The sequence below is a fragment of the Aliarcobacter faecis genome, assembly GCF_013201705.1.
Lineage (GTDB): Bacteria > Campylobacterota > Campylobacteria > Campylobacterales > Arcobacteraceae > Aliarcobacter > Aliarcobacter faecis.
Map to the genome: position 1 here is coordinate 414,949 of NZ_CP053837.1, position 21,725 is coordinate 436,673.

Here is a 21,725-nt window from a genome sequence, read left to right on the forward strand (position 1 = left end):
TTTTTTACTCAAATTTGTTGGTGGTTAAAGAGAAGTGGAAATACCCAGTACCATTCCGAACCTGGCAGTCAAGCACTTCATCGCCGATAATACTGCAGGGTCCCCTTGTGGAAACGTAGGTCGCCGCCAGCTCTTTTGAGTTTTTACATACACACAAAAGCTTAGCTCTTTATACTATTATCAGTATATCGTGCTAAGCTTTTTTTTTACCTACTTTTTTTCACATTGCAATTTATCGAAGCTCTAGACAAAACTTTATTCTATCCTCTCTTTCTAGTTTAAATCATATTCCTTTTTTATTCATACTTTATATTTCTTAGCTTCCTCCCCCTCCCATCTTCTTTTTGAGTTATTAATACATTTCATCTACCTAAATTACTATCTATTCCTTTTTAATGTAATAGCTATTTTAGCTTCTTATCCTTTTTAGCCACCTCTTTTATTGTTATTTTCTTATCTATTTATTCTTTTATCCATTAAAAGCTCTTTTTCCCTCAATTTAACCTATTTGTAGTAAAAGCTTTTGTATAATTAATCTAATTTTAAGAAATGTTTTGTAATAATTCTTTTATAGAATAATTTAGGTTTTATTTTTTCTCGATTCCTTTATTATTATGTTTTTAACTTTATCTTTTAGGTTTTTACTCTTTTTTACTTTCTTAATAGATACTTTTTTCTTTGACTTTTCTATTTTTTAGTTCTTTAAATTGCTCCTATTTTTTACCCCCCCCTTTTTTTTACTATTCTTCTTTATTTCTTAGCTTTAATATATTTATTAATTCTTATAAAGTTGAGTTAAATCGAATTTGAGTTAAAAAGAATAAAAAATTTGAAATTGTATTTGAGTCTTGTAGATATTATAATTGGCTTTTTTAATTTTTATAAGTTTAAGTATGAGTTCCAAGGTATTCAAAAAGGAAATATTTTATCTGATTTTTTATTCGAAACTTAATCATAATGATAAATAAATACCTTAAAACTCATACTTAAAGTTATTTTACAATAATGAATATTTAAAGAAATATAATAAAAGTTTCAGTAAATACTTACTGAAACTCTTGTTATTTCAATATTATAGACACTTTTATTAGAAATTTTTAATTGTCTTTTTGTTTATTTAAGAGTCTATTTGTATTTTTATTACTATAATAAATTGCTATTATAAACATAATCAAACATAAGCTAAAAAACAAGATAGTTAAACTATCCCATTCATCTTCATCATGAGACTCTTTTGAGAGTTTTGCTATAACTTCATCTGCTTTTAATTGATGTTCTTGTTTAAATCCCTCTATTGGAGCAATTCCAATTTTTGTTAAAACTTCATCAGTAGTATCAAGAACTACTTGATATGGTTCTTTAGGAATAGGAATAGTCATTTTACTATCTTTTGGTAATCTATCTTTAAAAAGAAGTTCTCCTGAAATAAGAGATTCTATTTTTATTAAAGCTCCTGCAAGTCCTTGATGATGTTCTTCATCTCCTATTATTGTAATAGTATTATCTTTATTATCAACTAGCTCTAAAGTAAGATCTTCGTGAGCTATTAGTGCTGTAAATGATATTAGTAATATAAGTATTAACTTTTTCAATATTTTTCCTTTTTTAATTTATCTCTTTTATCCAAAATTTTTGGATTTGTTCTTTATTGACAGGTAATTTTTTAGCTATGTAAAGTAAAATTAAACCAAATATAAATAGAGCTATATCAACACCTAAAATAGTATACATTTGCTCTAAATATAACTCTATTGGGGTAAATCCACTATTTATAAAGTGAACTATTGGGCTAAGTATAAATAAAAATCCACCTATATACAAAAACTCTTTTGCTGTTTGATATGAGTTTAATTTATAAAATGAGTAAGCAAAAGTTCCTACCCAAAAGCAAGCAAAAAGTCCTTTTTGAATTATTACTCTATTTTCCATATCAAAAGGTAATAGCCATTGTAAAAAGAATAATAAACCTGTTGCAGGAATAACTCCTATCATAACAGCTAAAGATAGTTTTCCGAAACCTTGATAAGTTGGAGTATCACTTGGAAGTTTTCTAGCTTTTTTCTCTAAAAATAACATTACCCCAAATCCAATAGCAAAAGTAGATAAAATCATTAAAGATAGGATAAAAAATCTAGTAAAGTTATCCACTCCAAATAAAAAGTGTAAAAAGAAGATACTATCATAAAATAGACCACTCCAATGTTTATCCATAACAGTTTTTTGTGAGATTAAGCTTCCATCAACACCACTTAAAGTAACACTTGGTTTATTTGAAATACCATTTAAAAATGGCATATAAGGATTGTAACCTTCAAACTTTGCTATTGCACTACTATCATTCCAATTTATAATTTTTACTCTTTGGAAATCAATTTGAGGAGCTATTTGTTTTGCTTTTTTTAATAACTCATTTATAGGAAGCATTTGAATATTATCATTTTTTAGTTCGAGTGTAGGCTCTTTTGGATATAAAACTGGTCCTGTCAAATCAAAAATCTCACTTGTTTCACCTTTTGAAGCAAGATAAGTCATAGGTACTGAACCTTTATATCCTATATTCATTAAAGCACCAGTTAAGGTAATGATTATAAAAGGTGCAAAAGTGAAGATAAAGATTTTTCTATGATATTTTGAGAAAAATCCTGTTTTAGAAGTTGTACTATTTTTATATTTTATTTTGAGGATTAATAAAACTCCACCAATAACTAAAAACATAACACCCACAGCCATAAATCCAAAAGTATAAATTCCAATTTCTTTAAATGGTCGTCCATAGTGCATAGAGTTTAAAAACCAAGCAAGTTCAGATAAATCATCTTCATTTTGAACTTCTAAATTTGTATTTGGATTAAAAACTTTTGTTTTTACAAATTGTGTTGATATTTTCAACGCAGGGTCTTGCATATATCCAGGAAAATTTATAGTGATTGGATTTATTTTTGGATAGTCTGGATTAGCTAAAACAGGATCTATCATAGCTGTATAGTCAATAGTTGTAATATCAGCCATTTTAAAGTGTCTTGAAGGTTTTTCCCAAACTTGAATATATGGAAGTAAAATAGCAAACATTCCAAAAAACAGAGCTAAATACATAAGAAGTGAAAAACTTACTCCTGTAGTTGTATGTACTCTTTGAAGTCTTTGATTAAATAATTTCTTTTTTTCTTGTTGTGATAATTCTTGATTCATTTTTTTCTCTAAATATTATATAAAATAGCTAGTAAGATTGAAAATATAAAAGTTGGTATAACAACTCTTAATATCGCACTTAATTTGCTGTAAGCTAAACTAATCCATAAAGCAGTAAATGCCCAAACTAGAGTGTTTAAAAGGAGAGGAACAACTATAGATTCTCCTGCACTTCCAGGGATTAAGAAAATAAGGGTAGTCATACTTAAGTATGCAACTAATAACCCACCAAAAATAGATAAAATTGTTCTAAATAGACCTATTTTTTTACCACTTTGTTCAGGTACACTTAGAATTTTTAACTGTTTTATCATTTTACTCCTTTTTATTTTTTTGAAGAATAGGGAAATAAATTCCCAGTTCTAAATTAGAATGAATATTTCATTCCAGCAGTGAAGTTTATAGGGTCTCCATAAACCATACTGTTATCTCCAATACCTTCATAATATTTTTTGTCAAATAGATTATTTATATTTAATTGTAAATCTAAGTTTTTAGTTACTTTATATCCAGCCATTAAATCAGCAGTTATAAAAGAATCTTGAGTAATATTTGTGTTAAACATATTTGATTTAATATATTGTTTACTTTTATAATTTAATCCTGCTCCAAATCTATAATCATTAATAGTGTATTTAGCCCATAAATTTGCAGTTGTTCTTGAAGAGTCTGTATTATATTTACTACCATCAGGATTTTTTGCTTCAAAATTTGCTAATCCAAAATCTAAACTAAAATTATCAGTGATATTTCCAGAAGCTCCAAGTTCAAAACCTTTACTTACAACACCATCGATTCTTTCATAGGCATTACTAAGATTATTAGGAATTGGTATTCCTGTGTCTCTAAATCCAGTTTGCTCTATTCTAAAAATAGATAAATAGGTATTTAAATCTCCATCAAAATACTCTCCTTTAATACCTGCTTCATAAGATTTTCCTTCTGCAGGGTCTAAATATTTATTACTTATATCTTTTCTATTTGTTGGTTTAAAGATACTTGTATAACTTGTATAAATTGAGTGATTATCATCTATATCATAAACTAAGCCTGCATAAGGTGTTATTTCATTGTCAAAATTTCTATTACCATTTCCATTATTAGCTTGATATTCCCAAGAAGAAACTCTAAGTCCAGTTATAAGTTTTAAATCTTCCATTAAAGAGAATTTTCCTGCTAAATAGTAACCTTTTTGTGTAGTTTTACTAGGAAGTTCTAAAGTAGGAGTATTTGGGCTTAGATTAGGATTTGTAATATTTATATTATTAAAGTTTAAAGATGAAGCACTAATATAACCTGTTCCTTCAAAATTATTCTTTTTAAAATCATATTTGTTGTATCCAAAACCAGTAATTATTTCATGGTCTAGTTTTCCTAATTCAAAAGGTATAGAAGCATAAATATTTAAATTATTTTCTTTTTCTTTTGCTTCACTCTCATAGTTATATAATCCACCACCTGTTTCAGCCATTAAAGTAGATTTATTAACTGTTCCCCAATAATATGCTAATGCTGTTTTTGAATCCATTGTTCTATTTGAATATGCTAAATTTAAAGAGATATTATTATAAACATATTGTTTAAAATCTACAAAATAAGCTTTTGTTTTATTGTTCCAATATGTCCAATCATCTGAAATTGTTTTTTTTCTATCAAAAGTAGCTCTCGTTCCATCACTATAAAAAGCTGGCATTCCTCCCCATCTAATTCCATCTCTTTGAATATTTTCATAGCTAGCACCTAAAGATAGGTAAGTAGTATCTGTTAAATCCATATCAACTACACCATAGAAAACATCTGTTTGTTTTTCATAATTATCCATATATGATTTTTTATCTTGATGTTTAGCTACAAATCTTGCTCTAATTTTTCCATCAGTAGTTAATGGAGTTGAAATATCTACTGAACTACCATAATTATCCCAAGAACCAGCAGATAAATCTATATTTCCAGTAAATACTTTACTATTTGCATGTTTTCTAATATAATTTAAACCTAAAGCAGGGTTTCCTGCACCTGTCATAAGTCCATTCGCACCTTTTACTATTTCAACTCTATCATAAATTATTAAATCAGTATCATTTGCTCCATAATCAGCTATTGAATAAGTAGGCATTCCATCATATAGATTATAATCTATAGAAAAACCTCTTGCTGTTGGATATACTCTTTCATCCCATTTATTTAGTGTAACTCCTGGAGTTTTTGCTAATAAATCTTGATATGAAGTTATGTTTTGGTCATCTAGTTTTTGTCTAGTGAAAACTAATGAAGTCTGAGGAGTTTCTCTTGGACTTAATTCTAATTTAGTTGCGGTATTCATACTTTTTGTCGTATATGAGTCTGTGTTTTCTGTAATACCATCAGAGAGTAGTACTCCTCCTCTATTTTCTGAAACTGTAATATCATCTAGCTTGATAGTTTCAGCAAAAAGTTGTGTTCCTAAAGCCATTATTACACAAAGTGATAATGGAATTATTGTTTTTTTGCTTTTCATCTCTTTCCTTCTTTTAATTATAATAACTATTACTAATATAGAATAGAAAAGAATTGTAACAAAAAAAAATGTCTAAAAAATGTCCTCTATATAATATTTATTTTATAACCAACTTTTGAGAAGTTTTCCAAGCAGTTTTCAGGTAGGTTTTTTCTTAGCTTTTTTACTACTGCTCTTAGTGCATCTTCACTCATATTAGAGTTTTTCCAAACTAAGGATTGAATAGTTTCATAATCAATTAGGGTATTAGCATTTTCACAAAAGAATGTTAAAAAATCTAACTCTTTATTTGATAATTTTATTAACTTTCCATTTTTATATAAATTTTTATTTAATATATCAAAATAGCAATTTTCTGAAAAATATTTTTTATTTTTACCTTTATTTTGCAGTTTTTCGACACAACTATTTAAAATAGGGAATAAAGTATCATGACGGATAGGTTTTACTAGATATTTTTCAAGATTTAGTTCAACTGCTTCAAGTAGATAATCTGTTTTTGTGTAAGCACTTAAAATTATGATTTTAGTATTACTATCTTTTTGTCTAATCTTTCTTATCATCTCTAAACCATTTATATTTGGCATATTTATATCTGTTATTATGATATGTGGTCTTTTATCTTCAACTATTTCAAAAGCTTCATAAGCATCTTTTGCTTCATAAACTTCATCGAATAACCTTTTTAGATAAGAAATAGCATTTATACGAATGTTATCTTCATCTTCAACAAACAGAACTTTTATATTTTTAAACTCATTTTTACTCATAGAAGAATTATACTAAAAAAATGTATAAATCTAATAATTAATATCAGTATTAAATGTTTTATTGATATAATGATAAAATGAAACACCTTATATTTTTTATTTTATTTATATCAAATCTTTATAGCTATGAATATGAATGGTTTATTAAAGATTATGTAGCAGAAGATCATATACATTTTAAAGAGCTTAGATTTAGAGATTATCAAGATAAAATCTTAGAAGAATTTACTATCAAGTTTGAGTTAGATTTAGAACGATTAGCAGATGATGTATATTATTTACAAATAGTTTCTAATAAAGATAGTTTAGTTTATACAAATGTCAATTATGAGATTATAAATGATATTATATTTGTGAAATTAGATAAATATCAAAAAAATGAGATATTTTTTAAATATAAGTATGAAGAGCCAAAGATTGCTGAGTTTCGTTGGAAATATATAACAGATTTTGAATACAACTATTTATTAAGATATGAGGGTATTTTATATGGAGTTGCTTATGGGATAATCTTTTGTGCTTTTTTATACTATTTGATTATCTATTTTTCTACAAAAATGAGATGTTTTTTGTATTACTCTTTAATGCAACTTTTTGTTTTATTATCTTTAGTTGGATTTGTCTATTTTAGTTATAAGTCACACCCTACAATTACAGTTCAAGCTTTAGTTGATATTGCTGAAACTCTTAGTTTCTTATTTACCCTTTTATTTGCTCAAGCTATTCTAAAAACTAAGGAAAGAGTACCTAATGTTCATATTCTTTTAAATATTTTTATTATATTAAATATTTTAGATTTAATAGCAATTTTTATATATAAATATTCTATTTTATATATTTATATGCCTTTTTATATAGGTATTTTAATACCTGCTATTGCTGGAGTAATAACTATATTTAAAGGAGATAAAAGTGCAATAATATATACACTTGGCTGGATGGTTGTATCTATTTTTATCTATTTAGCTGAATATTATATAACTCCTATTAGTGGAATTTATATTGTACATATTGGAACACCGTTAGAGTCTTTAATTTTTAGTTTTGCTTTGGGGTATATGTTACATAATCTTGTTAAAGAGAAGAATGAGAAAGAGAAACTTCTAATTCATCAAAGTAAATTAGCTTCTATGGGAGAGATGATAAATAATATTGCTCATCAATGGCGACAACCTTTGACACATTTAGGATTTATAAATATGAATTTACAATTGGATTTAGAAGATGATAAGTTAGATAAAGATTATATAAGAAATAAGATAGAGGAGTCAAATCTACAATTGGATTTTATGTCAAAAACTATTGATAATTTTAGAGATTTTTATAAACCAAATAAAGAGAAAGAGCTATTTTATATAAGTATTGCTATACAAAAAGCTATAGATATTATGAAACCTATTTTTAAAGATAAGAAAATAGATTTTAAGTTTGAAATAAAAAATGATAAAGAGTTAAACTCTTATGAAAATGAATATTCACAAGTTATTTTAAACCTTTTAACAAATGCAAAGGATGTATTAATAGCAAAAAATATAGAAAACCCAGAAATCAAAATAGTTCTTGATATAAAAGATGAAACTTCAATAGTTTTAGTTATGGATAATGGTGGAGGAATAGAGAAAAAGAATATAGATTTAATTTTTGATCCATATTTTACTACAAAACAAAAAGGTAGTGGAATAGGGCTTTATATGTCAAAAATGATTATAGAGTCTCATTTTAAAGGGAGAATAGAGGTTGAAAATAGAGATTTTGGAGCTACTTTTTTAATAAAGGTTTAAACTAACTTTTTAGCTCTTTTAGATTAATTCTATGGCAAATTTTTATTCCATATAAATATATAATCCAAGAGATGTATATCCATAAAAATGTAAATAATAGAGTTGCTAAAGAGCCATAAATTGTTGTATATGTTTTGTTATAAACTACATAATAGACAAAAAGATTTTTTGTAATTGAAAGTACAAAAAGAGTTAGAAATGATGAAATTAAAACTGCTTTTATAGATAATTTTTTATTAATACTTAATTTAAATAGGGCAAAAAACATAAACCACGTAAATACAAAACTAGAGATAAATTTAAAAATATTGTTATCATGCAAAGAGTTTGCATAAGTAATGACTACAAAAATAGCTGGAAAAACAATAAAAAGAATTAAGTATATAAAAAATGATTTATAAATTGCTCTTCTTTGTGTTTTATGGATTTTATTTACTATATAATCATAATCTTTAAAAAACATTATAAATACAAAAAGCATATATAAAATTCCGATAAACCCTAATTTATTTGAGTTTGAAATATAGTTTTTAAGAGTTTCAACTATTTCGTTAGAGTGAGTTGGATTTAAAAAGTCAAATAAAAAATTCTTAAAAATTTCTAAATAGGAATTAAATTCTGGAAAACTTGAAATAATTGCAATTCCAAGCGCAATTATTGGTAAAATTGAGAAAATGGTAAAAAAGCTTAAACTTGCTGCATAATAAGTAGTGTCATCATTGAAAAATGAATCTACACTACTTATTATTTTTTTTAAAATTCCAATTTCACCACTTTTCAAGATTATAATCCCATTTTAAAAGGGTTTAGAATATTGTTTGGGTCAAAAGCTTTTTTGATATTTCTAAATAGATTCATCTCAGCTTCAGTAAATGCTATATTCATAAATGGAGCTTTTGATATTCCAATACCATGCTCTCCACTTAAAGTTCCACCCATATCAACAACAAGCTGGAAAATTTCTTCGATAGCTTTATGTCCATCTTCCATTTCTTTTGCATTTGTTTTATCTTTTACCATCACATTTACATGGATATTTCCATCTCCTGCATGTCCAAAGCAAGGAACTTGGAAACCATACTTTTCACCGATTTTATAAATCTCATCAAGAGCTTCTGGAAGCTTACTTCTAGGAACACTTATATCTTCATTTAGTTTTTTTGTTCCAAAAACCATAGTTGCTGGACTTGCATTTCTTCTTGCAAACCATAGTTTTTTACCTTCTTCCTCATCTTTTGCTACTATAAAATCAATAGAGCCATTTTCTTTAAATGACTCTTTTAAGATATTTAGTTGTTCATCAATTTCAGCAATACTACTAGCATCTACATCACCAATTAAAATTCCACCTGCATCTTGGGGTAAACTAATATGAGGAAACTTTTGTTTTAAAGCTTTTATTACTAAAGAGTCTAAAAACTCCATAGCAACAGGGTTCGCTCCAGCTGCTAAAGATTTAAAAACAGCTGTCATAGCACTATTTACACTAGGAAAAACTCCCATATAAGTCTTTTTGAATTTTGGTTTTGGAATTAATTTTAAAGTTATTTCAGTAATAACTGCTAAAGTTCCTTCACTTGCTATTAAAATTCCAGCAGTATTGTATCCAGCAACATCTTTTATAGTTTTTTTACCAGCAACAATAATATCTCCATTTGGTAAAACAGCTCTTAATGCCATAACATAATCTTTTGTTATTCCATATTTAGCAGCTCTCATACCACCAGCATTTTCGCTTACATTTCCACCTAATGTTGAGTACTCTTCACTTGCTGGATCTGGTGGATAAAAAAGCCCAACCTCTTCAACTGCTTTTTGAAATTGCATATTTATAAGTCCTGGTTGAACAACTCCAACCATATTTTGCATATCAATTTCTAAAAGTTTATTCATATGTCGCTCTAAACTTAAAATAATTCCACCATTTGATGGTAATGCTCCACCAGTAAAGCCACTTCCTGCTCCTCTTGGAACTATTACAATTTTATGTTCGTTACAATATTTTAAAATATCACTTATATCTTGTTCATGTCTTGGAAAAACAACAGCATCTGGTTCAAATCTACTTCTTGTTGCATCATAGCAAAAAGCAATTAAATGAGCTCTATCTGTTTTTATATTTTCATCTCCAACAATAGAAGTAATATATTCTAAATGTTTTTTATCTATCATTTTTTTAATCCTAAAACTTTTTTATAGTAATCGTTGTAAGCTAATTTTTCATCTCCAAAGATAAAAGCAATTTGATAAAATGGACTTTCTATATCTTCAACTCTTGTATAAAAAGGGATTTGTTGCTCTTTTTGGTCAAATACAAATTTGTACGAGTCTAGAATAGTAAATGTTTTAGAATCAACAACAAAGATTTTCCCATCTAATACAAAGAAAATTGTTCCTAAATTTTGTTCAATTGCAAACTCTTGAATATCCTCTTTTGATGGATAAGGTCTATTTTTATATTTTAATTTTGCTGCAAAAATATCTGAATGAATAAAGTTATTTTCTTTAAATTCATTTCTTACAGCTTGAAAAGTATCAAAGTTTGGAGTAATTAAAAGAGATGAGTTATACATATAGTTTAAAACTAAAACATCATTTAATGCAACTCCTCTATTTGTCATTGGAAGAGCATCTTGTTTTAAATCATCAAAGCTAAAAAATTCAACAACAGATGAATTTTGATTTGAGCTTATAACTTTTGCATTAGCAACAATAGATCTTTTATCATTATCGTAAATATGTACAACAATTCCAGTTTGTCCAATAATTAAGTTTCCAATATCAATTGTACTTTTGTTACTCTCTATATTTGTTATTTTTGTACCAATTGGTCTTGTTGAAAATTCAGCTTTTTGATTTACTGGACTAATTTCTGGAGTTGCTCTTAAAGAATCTGTTTTATAGAAATAGTATGAATAGTTTAATTTTCCATCAACTGTTGCAATTTGAATATCTAAAATATTCCAACCATCTTTTTTCATATCATTTACTGATAATTGATTTTGACAAACAACTCCATTTAAAGGAGTTGTTTCAATTTCTGAAGGAGAAGTTACTCCATTTTTATAGCATATTGTCTCTTGAGCAAATAAGTTGTTTGCAAATAGTGTGCAAGCACCAATTAATAAAACTTTATTTAAAAATTTTCTCATTATTTTTCCTTTGATTGTAACTCTTCTAATTTTTCTTTTACTTCATCTACATGTAAAACTTCAATTTTTTCACCTTTTACACTCTTTGTTTTTCTCACACTTACTTTATCCCAAATATAAGCAATCTCTCCTTTTGGATTTATAATGAAAGTTGTTCTTACAACACCCATAAACTCTTTACCCATAAATTTCTTAAGTTGCCAAACTCCATAATCTTGACACATTTTTTTATCAATATCTGCTAAAAGTGTAATTCCTAAATCATATTTTTCAATAAATTTTCTATGTTTATCACTATCATCAGGGCTTACACCAATGATTGTTGCATTTAAATTATCAAATAAAAATTGATTATTTGTAAAATCACAAGCTTGTGTTGTACAACCTGGTGTTAAATCTTTTGGATAAAAATATAGAACTATCCAATTCCCAACAATATCTCTTAAACAAATCTCTGTATCATCTTGGTTTGAAGCACAAAAAGTAGGGGCTTTATCTCCAATTTTTAGCATATATTCTCCTTTCAAATTAGCTCCCTAATTTGAAAGGGAACTATTATTTTTTAACTTCTTTAAAAGAAAGAATTTCCTTTTAAAGAGGTAAACTCTAAAGAGCTTTAAAAATAAAGCCTTTGTTATTTTATTGCTATAAATGTAGCAAAATTTACCCATTTGAAAACCATTTCGCAGTGAGTAAATCCAGCATCTTTTATCATTTTTTTATTTTCATCTTCTGTATATGGGATTAAAACATTTTCCAAAGCTTCTCTTTTTTGAGATATTTCAAATTCGCTATAACCTTGATTTTTTTTAAAATTATAGTATTCATCAATAAATTGTTTATTTAAAGTACTATTTTGGGAAACTAATTTTTCACTAAATATAAAAACTCCACCATCTTCTAAGCTATCATATATTTTTTTTACCAATTTTTCTCTTTGTAGAGGTCTTATAAATTGTAAAGTATAGTTTGAAAAAACAGCATTTGCACCTTTTAAATCTACATCAAAAATGTCATTACAAACAAAATTGATATCTACTCCAAAGGCTTTTGCTTTTTTACTTGCTCTTTGAAGCATAGCTTTTGAATTATCAATTCCTATTAGTTTTAAATCTTTATTACAATTTTTTGACAATTCGATTAGAGTTGTACCAGTTGAACAACCTAAATCATACACTTTTGAACCATTTTGCAAAAAATTATTTGCAAAAATAATACTTAATCTTTGCATCTCTTTATAAAATGGAACAGAACGGTCTAGCATATCATCAAATACTGAAGCCACTTCTTCATCAAATTCGAACTGTTTTGAAATAGTTTTATTAAATACTTTATCAATCATTCTTATATTTTATCTAAAAATTAATAAAAGTATTTTTTGGCAATATCTATATCATTTAAGATTTGATTTTTTAGTTCAAGAAAGTTATCAAATTTTTTATTGTCTCTTATTTTTTCAATGAATTTAATAGATATATGGGGATTTTCAAACTCTATATTTTTTTCTAAAATATGAGTCTCTATTGCAAAATTATTATCTGTTGTTTTTCTATTTCCTATAAAACTTACAGAGTTATACTCTATATTATCAATTATAGTATTTGTGATATAAACTCCATCTTTTGGTAATAAAAAGTTATCAACTCTTAAATTTATTGTTGGTACAAAATCACTTTTTCCTAAACCTTGACCTTTTATAGAAGTTCCATAAATTTTATAGTTTTTCCCCAAAAATTTGTTAGCTTTTTTTATTTCACCATCTTTTAAGAACTCTCTTATATATCTTGAATGAACTGGAAAATTATCTATTTTTATCTCTTTTATAATTATAACTTCTCCATCAAAAAGATTTTTTAAATCTTCTATACAATGTTTTCGATTTTTTCCAAAACAAAAATCAAAACCAACAACTATTTTTTTAAGATTTGGAAACTCTTGTTTTAAAAGTTTTATAAATTCTAAACCATCTAGTTTTTTAATGTTTTCTAAAATGTAATAGTATATTGGGTAGTTTGTGTACTCTTGCCTGAAGCTTTTTGGCGTGAGGTTTGCATAGCCTGTTTCAATACAAACAATTGCTCCAAAACTTTCTAAGTGTTTGAAAAGTTCTTGATGAGCAATATGCATACCATCAAATCCACCAATTGCTATACTTTTAATATTTTTTTTATCTACTAAAATAGAAGAGTTCTTCATCATTTCCATCTTTTCCTTGCAATTTACTAATGCTATTTTTTTCTAATTTCCAATTTAATTCTAAAGTTTTACTTAAAAATTTATCTCTTGCTTTTTCTATTGCAAATTTATCTTTAACAACACCTTTTTTATCTCTTTTTATACCAGTTCCAACTTCAAATTGTGGTTTAAAAAGAATAATTATTCTTTTAAAATTTAAAGAGTTTATAGTTTCAATTATATTTAATATTGAGATAAAAGAGACATCGCAAGTTATAATATCAAAACAAATCTCGCTTTTAAAATCTCTTATATCACAGTTTTCAAAAAACTCTATTTTACTATTGTGTTTAATTCTTTCATGAAGTTGATTACTTCCAACATCTACACAAATAACCTTTTTTATTTCATTTTCAAGTAAAATTTGTGTAAAACCACCTGTACTACTTCCTATATCAAGAGCTATAAAATTATTCAAATCTATTTTTATTTCATCAAGAAAAAATTTTAATTTATAAGCAGCTCTTGAAACATAAAAATCCTCTTCAAGTAGCTCTATATTCATATCTTCTTCAACTATAAATGAAGCTTTTGATATAATCTTTCCATCTATTTTTACTTTATTGGATTTTATGAGTTCACTTGCTTTGTTTCTACTTTGAATATTAAAGTTTGTAGTTAAGTATAAATCTAATCTCATATTTTTTTAAGATTATATAATAATCTTAGCTCTTCATCTATAGTTGGTTTTGCTAAAAGTTCAGTGTTATTATTTTGTTGATTTAAAAAGCTATTCACAAAATCTTTATCTAACTTTACTTGTTTCCCTGTAGCTTTAAAAATTGCAGTTTGTAAATCATTTTGTAAATCTTTAATATAATCTTCAGGATTTTTTGATGTTTGAGTAGATTCTGCTCTACGCTTTTGTAACTCTTCAAAAATCTGTTTTATTAATTCTAGCTCATCTTTAGTAAAACCAGTTTTTGCAACAGAATCCAAATTCTCTAAAAGAGCTTCTTGCTCTTTTTCTTCAGTTTTCTTTATTTCTAGTTTTTCTAAGAATAAATCAAAAACATCTTTTTCTTTCTCTTTTGTTACTGAATCCATATTTTCATAGTTTAAAGTTATATTTGAATTTACAGAAGAGATATTATTTATTGAAATTTCCATAAAATACCTTTTTAATAATTAATTAAAATTTTGAAAAATTATAACAATATTAGCTTAAATGTTATAAAATGAATTTAATATAAAAAAAGATAATAGATATAAAATGAAATTTGTAAATAGAGAGTTTACTTTTACTATAGAAGAAAAAAAATCAAAATTTATAGCTTATTTGTTTCCTTTTAGTGATTTTTCTAAAACTATGCAAAGATTAAGAGCTGAATATTTAAAAGCTGTACATTTTGTATATGCTTATAGATATTTAAATGAATTTGAACAAATTGTAGAAAATTCAAGTGATGATGGAGAACCAAAAGGAACGAGTGGAAAACCAGCACTGGCAGTTTTAAGTGGTGCCGAGATTATAAATAGTGCAGTTATTATTGTGCGATATTTTGGTGGGGTAAAGCTTGGAACTGGTGGCTTGGTTCGAGCTTATGGAAATAGTGTAAATGAAGTGATAAAAATTGCAGAGTTTTCTTCTTACAAAAAGCAAGAAGGCTACTCTTTGGAGTGTGAATATAGTTTATTATCACAATTGGAGTACCTATTAAATCAAAATAATATAGCTATTTTAAATAAAGATTTTAACTTAACTGTTAGAGTAGATATTTCTCTTTCAAAAGATGAATTTATCCATTTAAAAACTTTACTTCCAAGAGAAATTAAGATACTATAATAACTTAATAAATTATTATTGAGTTGTTTTATGAAAACTATTTTTAAACTTCTTTTTTTATTTGTTTTATCTTCAAATCTTTTTTCAAAAGAGTTAATTGATATAAATTTTGAAAATTTAAAATTAGATGAGTTTGTAACAATTGTCTCTAAGATTTTAGATAAAAATATTTTTATAAATGAGCCACTTGAAGGTACTATAAATTTCTCTTCCAATAAAAAACTATCAAAAGATGAACTTCTAAATATTTTAGAGCTTAGTTTAAAACAAAAAGGTTATATATTAAAAGAAGAAAAAGGCTTTTTTAAACTTAGTAAAATCAATGAAATTGAAGAAAAACCACTTATTACAGAGATTTTAAATCTAAAAAATGTTGATGGAGTAAATATATTAAAAATTTTAGAAGATTTAGTAAATAAAAGAGTTTATAAAGAGGGAACTCAAAAACCAATAATAACTTTAGATATAGAGTCAAATTCTCTTGTTTTAATGGGAAGTAAAGAGGAATTAGAAAATTTAATAACTTTGATAAGCAGTTTAGATAAAGAGCAATCACAAGTTTATGTACAAGCTAGAATTATTGAGCTAAATGATGAGATGTTAGAAAATATAGGAGTTTCTTATGGAATTTTTGGTGGTAAAGTTGGAAATCACAATCTTTCTACTTTCTCAGCTAGTTTAAATGGTGGAAGTAATTCAGCAAATGTTGTAAAGGATATTTTAAATCTTAAAATTCCTGATATAACTTCTGGTTTGGCTTTGGGAGCAAGTTTAAATTTGTTAAAGCAAAATGGTGCTTTAAATATTGTTTCTGAACCATCTATTTTGGCCATAAATAATAAAGAGAGTTCAATTTATGTTGGAGAGAAAATCTCTATTCAAACTTCAAGTAGTGTAACAGATGGTGGAACACAAAGAACAAATTTTCAAAGAGAAGATGTTGGATTAACTTTAAAAGTGAAACCGAGAATTTCTAGTGATACAAAGGTAACTTTAGAGATAAATACTTTACTTGAAGGGATAAAAACAAAATCAGTTGGAGCAGGTGAAAATCCAGATACTTTGAAAAAAGAGATAAAAACAACGGCTATATTAAATAATGGTGAGAGTGTAATAATTGGAGGTTTAATAGAGAATAAAAATGAACAAATAGAACAAAAAGTTCCTATTTTAGGTGATGTTCCAGTTGTTGGGAATATATTTAAGAATGATGCAAATTTGAGTAAAAAGAGTAATTTAGTTGTAATTGTAACTCCTTATATGATACCAAAATCAAAGGATATAACCTTTGTTCGAAATGAGTTAGCACAGCTTAAAAATCTTGAAGATAAATATCTTCAAGATAGTTTAATAAGAGTAAAAGAGGAGGCTTTAAAAAAAGAGCAAGATAGTAAAAAAGCTTCTGAAAAACTAAAAGAGTTGGATAATAAACTAGCAGATATAAAAAATAAAGAAGCTACAAAAAAAGTTGGGATATCAGCTGAAAATAGGGCAAAAGAGATTTTTGATAGTCTTAATCCTCAATAAATTTTAGTAAATCATCATAAAGCTTTAAAGAATTTATGAGTGATGATTTTTCTAAATTTGAATCTAAAATTTTGTTACAATCACTACAAAGAGTTAAAATATTTTCAAAATTGAAGCTTCCACCATCTTTTATAGGTCTTACAAAGGAGCTATAAACTTCATTTAAATTTAGTAGATTTTTTCCACATCTTTTACAAGATTTATTATCTCTTGTATATGCGAACTCTTTTCTTTGAAGCCAATCATTTGGGTATGAAGAGCATTTGGGATTGTCTATATATGTTGGCCAAAGTTTCTCTTTTGGTATTGGCTCTTGAGATTTTTTGATAAAATTATAGTTATAAAATTGATTTACAATATCTTGAATAATTAAAGTTTGTCTTATTTTTAAGTTTTTTTCATCTTTTGATAATTCTACTATTTTATAGTTTATCTCTATTTTGGGATGGTATCTTTTTATATAAAGTTGTATATTTTTTAGGAAAAATTCAAATTTATTATCACTTTTTTTAAGTTTTTTTGGTTTTTTTAGCAAGAAAAGTATAAAAGCTAATATAGATAAAAAGCTAAGAGTATATATTAAAATTTCCATTTATATAATCTTTGGATTAATTTTGTGATTTTTAAAACTTTTTCTTGCTTTTTCAAAATCTTCATTTGCTAACATTTGTAGCTCATTTATATGGATAATTGGAAGAGGGATTTCTCTATTTGAGATTTTTTCTATCTCTTTTAATTTGTTATTAAAAATAAAAAAATCTTCACTATTAAAAACAACTAAAAAATCAGCTCCACTATCAAAAGCAGTTAATAAAATTTGGGAAGCTATAAAATATGTTAATTTAGGATTTATAAAAAAACTATCTTTTGCCAAATCTAAATCAAAGTTTTCTAAAGTTAAAAAATTTGCTTCTAATTTCTGTAAAAATATATCAAATTTTAAATCTCTATTAAAACAAGCAATATTAAAATTTTTAAAAGTATATTTTATATTTAAATCTGTTCCAAGTTCTTCAAAAATTATAGTTCTTTCATTAAAATCTTTTATAAATCCTAACTCTTTTTGAAGTTCCTTGATATCTCTTTCTATTTGCAAATCAAAGTTAAAAACTCTATTTTTTAAGCTTGTATGAAAATTAGCTCCATATTTTTGCTCTTTTAAAATTTTAAAAATTTCATCTTTTTTATTTGGAGTATCTTTTATCTTTTTAGATGCTAAAAGAAGTAGGGCATCACCAATATAAGATTCTTTGTAATTTAGTGTATTTGAAGCATAATAAAATAGTTTTTGATTGTTATAAAAATCTCTATCTTCTAAAGAACAAAACTCTTTTAAAATTTTAAATTTTGTATAAAAATCATCTTCATTTATCAAAAAATCTTTATATGCTCTTTTTATTGAAATTGGCTCAATTTTTAAATCTTTTCCAAAACTTTTTATGATATCTTCCAAAAGTGTTGAAGCTTTCATAAAGATATTGTTTACAACAAAAAGGCTATTTTGTGAATCGAAAAATGAAAATTTCTCATTTTTATAAATTGTTCTTAAAATATCTAAAAGATTCTTTTCATCTTTTAGATTTATAAAATGTTTTGTATAGTATGGAAGATAATCGCTATCTTTATCGAACCTAAATAGAGATATCTCTAGTTTCATTAATTCTCTTTTAATCTTTGAATATTAGCTCCAATTTTTAGAAGTTTTCCTTCTAAATCCTCATATCCTCTATCAAGATGATAAATTCTATGTATATTTGTCTCTCCATTGGCTACAAGTGCTGCTAAAACTAATGCAGATGAGGCTCTTAAATCTGTTGCCATAACATCTGTTCCACTAAGACCACCTTTTTTTCCAATAATTGTTGCGATATTTCCATTTAAATGTATTTCAGCTCCAAGACGATTAAGCTCACTTGCATGCATAAATCTATTTTCAAAAAGTCTTTCATCTATTGTACTTGTACCTTCTGCTTGAGTTGCAAGAGCCATAAATTGAGCTTGCATATCTGTTGGAAATCCTGGAAATTCTGTTGTGATAATATTTACAGGTAAAATTTTTGATGTTGGAAAAATTGTAAGTTCATCTTCTTTTACATCTATTTCAAAATTCATCTCTTCTAGTTTTGAAGTGATTGCTTCTAAATGAGCAGGGATTATATTTTTTATAGTTAATTTTTGGTTTGTAATTGCTGCTACACACATATAAGTTCCAGCTTCAATTCTATCAGGAATTACGCTAAAAGGTTTAATATCAAGCAGTTTTCCACCTGTTCCTTCAATGATTATTTTAGATGTTCCAATACCTTCAATTTTTACTCCAGCACTTTGAATTACTTCACAAAGTTGTACTATTTCAGGCTCTTTTGCTGCATTTATTATTGTTGTTACACCTGAAGCTAAAGCAGCAGCCATAACAATATTTTCAGTTCCCCCAACTGTTACTTTATCAAATACTATTTTTGCACCTTTTAATCCATTTGGTGCAGTTGCTTTTATATACCCTTGTAAAATCTCTATTTTTGCACCCATTTGCTCTAGTGCTTTTAGATGTAAATCAACGGGTCTTTGACCTATTGCACAACCACCTGGAAGTGAAACTTCACAATGTCCAAATCGTGCAAGTAAAGGACCAAGTACTAAAATAGAAGCTCTCATAGTTTTTACAATATCATAAGTTGCAGTTGTATTGTCTATTGAACTAGTATCAATTTTTGCACTATTTTGTTCTTTTATGAAACTTCCACCAAGCATTTTTATAAGTTTTAAAAAAGTATTAATATCAGCAACATTTGGAAGATTGTTTATAATAGTCTCATTTTTAGCTAATATTGTACTTGCTATCAAAGGAAGAGCTGCATTTTTTGCACCAGAAATAGATATTTCACCACTTAATTTTTTGTTTCCAACAATTTTTAAATAATCCATAAATTTCCTAAATAATGTTTTAAAATAGGAAAGATTTTACCTGAAAATTGCTTTATTTTAGTAATCTTACTATACTATTGCTTTTTTAAAAAAGGAGCAAATTTGGAAGAAAATGTAAACAAAGGTATAAAATATATGCTTATTGCTTCATTTTTATTTGCACTTATGGGAATTACAGCAAAAGAGCTTAGTTCAACTTTAAGTTCAATAGAAATTGTATTCTTTCGAAATGTTTTTGGAGTGTTTTTTATACTTTTTTCTATTTATAAAAGCCCGTTAAATCAAATGGGAGGAAAGTTTTGGTTACTTATTTTTAGAGGAACTGCTGGATTTATAGCTCTTTTGTTTTTCTTTTATAATATTGCAAATATTCCTTTGGGTGAAGCTATGACTTTTTCAAAGACTTCTACTATATTTACTGCCCTTTTAGCATATTTTTTTCTAAAAGAACATATTGGTTTTAAAGGTTGGATTGGAGTATTTATAGGTTTTATTGGGATTTTATTTATTACTGAATTTGATGGTTCAAGTTTAAAAAAAACAGATTATTTAGGAATCTTATCAGGTGTTGGAGCAGCTTTAGCATATACTTCAATTAGAGAATTACGAAAATATTATGATAGTCGGGCGATAGTTTTATCTTTTATGGCTGTTGGAACGATTTGTCCACTAATTTTGATGATAATTAGTGAATTTTATGTAAATTCTAATTTAGATTTTATGTTGGGAGAGTTTATATTTCCAACAAACAAAGATTGGATTTTTATAGTTTTATTAGGAATTTTTTCAACCTATGCACAAATCTATATGACAAAGGCTTACTCTTTTGCAAAAGCTGGAATTATAGGAACTATTTCATATAGTAATATTGTTTTTTCAATAATTCTGGGCTTATTTATGGGAGATAGTTTTCCTTCGTTTATAATAGTTTTAGGTATAATCTTGATTGTAATTAGTGGAATTTTAGTAAGTAAAAAATAAAGGAATTTATATGGTAGTTATGACAGGACCTTGTGTTTTAGAAGATATGGATACAGTTTTAAAAATAGCTGAGAAATTAAAACCTTTAAGCGAAGATAAAAGAGTTGATTTTTATTTTAAAGCTAGTTTTGATAAGGCAAATAGAACAAGTTTAAGCTCATTTAGAGGACCTGGACTTGATGAGGGATTAAAAATATTTGAAAAAATAAAAAAAGAGTTTGGATATAAAGTTGTAACAGATATTCATGAATCATATCAAGCATCTCCAGCTGGAGAAGTTATGGATATACTTCAAATTCCTGCATTTTTATGTAGACAGACTGATTTATTGGTAGCAGCAGCTAAAACACCTGCAAAAATAAATATTAAAAAAGGACAATTTTTAGCAGCAGATGCTATGAAACATCCTGTTGAAAAGGTATTAAATACAAGAGGAATAAGTGAAGTTTCTTATGAAAATTCACAAAAAGCTGGAGTTTGGCTTTGTGAAAGAGGAAATACTTTTGGATATGGAGCTTTAGTAGTAGATATGAGAAACTTGATTTTACTTAGACAATATGCACCAGTTATTTTTGATGCAACTCATAGTGTACAAATTCCTAGTACTGGAGGAACAACAGGTGGAAATAGCTCATTTGTTCCATATATGGCAAGAGCAGCTGCTAGTGTTGGAGTAGATGGCTTTTTCTTTGAGACACATATTGACCCAAGTGTAGCAAAAAGTGATGGACCAAATATGCTTCATATTGATACCTTATATAAAACTATGAATGATATTTTTGCTATTAAAGAGGCTTTAGGAAACTAAAGCTTTTTTGAAATTGTTTATAAAAAATTAGTTTTACTAATTTTATTTAATTCTATACTCTCTTCAAATATTTT

The 21,725-nt window shown here is 26.3% G+C and carries 21 protein-coding genes and 1 rRNA gene; 6 read left to right on the forward strand and 16 right to left on the reverse strand.

Going from position 1 to position 21,725, the window contains the following annotated elements; translation table 11 throughout:
- The first annotated feature begins 16 nt into the window (after positions 1-16).
- Positions 17-132: ribosomal RNA gene (gene rrf / locus AFAEC_RS02060) — 5S ribosomal RNA — on the forward strand.
- A 965-nt stretch (positions 133-1,097) separates the two neighbouring features.
- On the opposite strand, the gene AFAEC_RS02065 is transcribed toward rrf, so the two are convergent.
- From AFAEC_RS02065 to AFAEC_RS02085, 5 genes are all read right to left on the reverse strand, one after another.
- Entirely contained in the window at positions 1,098-1,592 is a 495-nt protein-coding gene (locus AFAEC_RS02065) for a hypothetical protein (protein WP_026806421.1), read from the reverse strand.
- Positions 1,593-1,605: 13 nt separating this feature from the next.
- Positions 1,606-3,189, reverse strand: a complete 1,584-nt coding sequence (locus AFAEC_RS02070; protein WP_026806420.1) for a PepSY-associated TM helix domain-containing protein — start codon at positions 3,187-3,189, stop codon at positions 1,606-1,608.
- A gap of 8 nt (positions 3,190-3,197) precedes the next feature.
- A complete protein-coding gene (locus AFAEC_RS02075) occupies positions 3,198-3,503 on the reverse strand; it encodes a hypothetical protein (protein WP_026806419.1) in 306 nt (101 codons plus the stop codon).
- 53 nt (positions 3,504-3,556) lie between these two features.
- Positions 3,557-5,686, reverse strand: a complete 2,130-nt coding sequence (locus AFAEC_RS02080) for a TonB-dependent siderophore receptor (protein ID WP_026806418.1) — start codon at positions 5,684-5,686, stop codon at positions 3,557-3,559.
- An 86-nt stretch (positions 5,687-5,772) separates the two neighbouring features.
- Positions 5,773-6,456: a response regulator transcription factor gene (locus AFAEC_RS02085; protein WP_026806417.1), complete on the reverse strand. Its 684-nt coding sequence runs from the start codon at positions 6,454-6,456 to the stop codon at positions 5,773-5,775.
- Between the two features lie 77 nt (positions 6,457-6,533).
- On the opposite strand from AFAEC_RS02085, the gene AFAEC_RS02090 reads away from it, so the two are divergent.
- Positions 6,534-8,237: a sensor histidine kinase gene (locus AFAEC_RS02090; RefSeq protein ID WP_026806416.1), complete on the forward strand. Its 1,704-nt coding sequence runs from the start codon at positions 6,534-6,536 to the stop codon at positions 8,235-8,237.
- Between the two features lies 1 nt (position 8,238).
- Here the strand turns inward: AFAEC_RS02090 and AFAEC_RS02095 are convergent, their stop codons facing one another.
- The 8 genes from AFAEC_RS02095 to AFAEC_RS02130 form a co-directional block, all read right to left on the reverse strand.
- Positions 8,239-9,018, reverse strand: a complete 780-nt coding sequence (locus AFAEC_RS02095; RefSeq protein ID WP_225442391.1) for a YihY/virulence factor BrkB family protein — start codon at positions 9,016-9,018, stop codon at positions 8,239-8,241.
- A gap of 2 nt (positions 9,019-9,020) precedes the next feature.
- Positions 9,021-10,409 carry an FAD-binding oxidoreductase gene (locus AFAEC_RS02100; protein WP_026806414.1) on the reverse strand — a complete coding sequence of 463 codons (1,389 nt, stop codon included), beginning with the start codon at positions 10,407-10,409 and terminating at the stop codon, positions 9,021-9,023.
- On the reverse strand, positions 10,406-11,389 hold the full coding sequence (locus tag AFAEC_RS02105) for a plasminogen-binding N-terminal domain-containing protein (RefSeq protein WP_026806413.1): 984 nt from the start codon (positions 11,387-11,389) through the stop codon (positions 10,406-10,408). The genes AFAEC_RS02100 and AFAEC_RS02105 overlap by 4 nt, the downstream gene beginning before the upstream one ends.
- A complete protein-coding gene (bcp, locus tag AFAEC_RS02110; protein WP_026806412.1) occupies positions 11,389-11,901 on the reverse strand; it encodes a thioredoxin-dependent thiol peroxidase in 513 nt (170 codons plus the stop codon). Before bcp ends, AFAEC_RS02105 begins: the two co-directional genes overlap by 1 nt.
- A 122-nt stretch (positions 11,902-12,023) precedes the next feature.
- A complete protein-coding gene (gene cmoA, locus AFAEC_RS02115; RefSeq protein ID WP_026806411.1) occupies positions 12,024-12,731 on the reverse strand; it encodes a carboxy-S-adenosyl-L-methionine synthase CmoA in 708 nt (235 codons plus the stop codon).
- 20 nt (positions 12,732-12,751) lie between these two features.
- Positions 12,752-13,588, reverse strand: coding sequence for a bifunctional riboflavin kinase/FAD synthetase (locus AFAEC_RS02120; RefSeq protein ID WP_026806410.1), 837 nt, complete (start codon positions 13,586-13,588; stop codon positions 12,752-12,754).
- Entirely contained in the window at positions 13,557-14,264 is a 708-nt protein-coding gene (tlyA, locus tag AFAEC_RS02125; protein ID WP_026806409.1) for a 23S rRNA (cytidine-2'-O)-methyltransferase TlyA, read from the reverse strand. Before tlyA ends, AFAEC_RS02120 begins: the two co-directional genes overlap by 32 nt.
- Entirely contained in the window at positions 14,261-14,734 is a 474-nt protein-coding gene (locus tag AFAEC_RS02130; protein WP_051487623.1) for a hypothetical protein, read from the reverse strand. The genes tlyA and AFAEC_RS02130 overlap by 4 nt, the downstream gene beginning before the upstream one ends.
- A gap of 103 nt (positions 14,735-14,837) precedes the next feature.
- Between AFAEC_RS02130 and AFAEC_RS02135 the strand changes: the two genes are divergently transcribed.
- Both AFAEC_RS02135 and AFAEC_RS02140 read left to right on the forward strand, forming a co-directional pair.
- Positions 14,838-15,410, forward strand: a complete 573-nt coding sequence (locus AFAEC_RS02135) for a YigZ family protein (protein WP_026806407.1) — start codon at positions 14,838-14,840, stop codon at positions 15,408-15,410.
- A 30-nt stretch (positions 15,411-15,440) separates the two neighbouring features.
- Positions 15,441-16,937 carry a type II secretion system protein GspD gene (locus AFAEC_RS02140; RefSeq protein ID WP_081754540.1) on the forward strand — a complete coding sequence of 499 codons (1,497 nt, stop codon included), beginning with the start codon at positions 15,441-15,443 and terminating at the stop codon, positions 16,935-16,937.
- Here AFAEC_RS02140 and AFAEC_RS02145 read toward each other — a convergent pair.
- The 3 genes from AFAEC_RS02145 to murA are packed head-to-tail and all read right to left on the reverse strand — an operon-like array spanning position 16,924 to position 19,862.
- Complete coding sequence (locus tag AFAEC_RS02145; RefSeq protein ID WP_051487620.1) at positions 16,924-17,529, reverse strand: HNH endonuclease; 606 nt, start codon at positions 17,527-17,529, stop codon at positions 16,924-16,926. The two genes, AFAEC_RS02140 and AFAEC_RS02145, sit on opposite strands and share 14 nt — an antisense overlap.
- Positions 17,530-18,594: an HdrB C-terminal domain-containing protein gene (locus AFAEC_RS02150; RefSeq protein ID WP_026806405.1), complete on the reverse strand. Its 1,065-nt coding sequence runs from the start codon at positions 18,592-18,594 to the stop codon at positions 17,530-17,532.
- A complete protein-coding gene (gene murA, locus AFAEC_RS02155; RefSeq protein WP_026806404.1) occupies positions 18,594-19,862 on the reverse strand; it encodes a UDP-N-acetylglucosamine 1-carboxyvinyltransferase in 1,269 nt (422 codons plus the stop codon). Before murA ends, AFAEC_RS02150 begins: the two co-directional genes overlap by 1 nt.
- A 102-nt stretch (positions 19,863-19,964) precedes the next feature.
- Between murA and AFAEC_RS02160 the strand changes: the two genes are divergently transcribed.
- Both AFAEC_RS02160 and kdsA read left to right on the forward strand, forming a co-directional pair.
- Positions 19,965-20,843 (forward strand): DMT family transporter, encoded by an 879-nt coding sequence (locus AFAEC_RS02160; protein ID WP_026806403.1) that lies wholly within the window; start codon positions 19,965-19,967, stop codon positions 20,841-20,843.
- Between the two features lie 10 nt (positions 20,844-20,853).
- Positions 20,854-21,651 carry a 3-deoxy-8-phosphooctulonate synthase gene (kdsA, locus tag AFAEC_RS02165; protein WP_026806402.1) on the forward strand — a complete coding sequence of 266 codons (798 nt, stop codon included), beginning with the start codon at positions 20,854-20,856 and terminating at the stop codon, positions 21,649-21,651.
- The last annotated feature ends 74 nt before the right edge of the window (positions 21,652-21,725 follow it).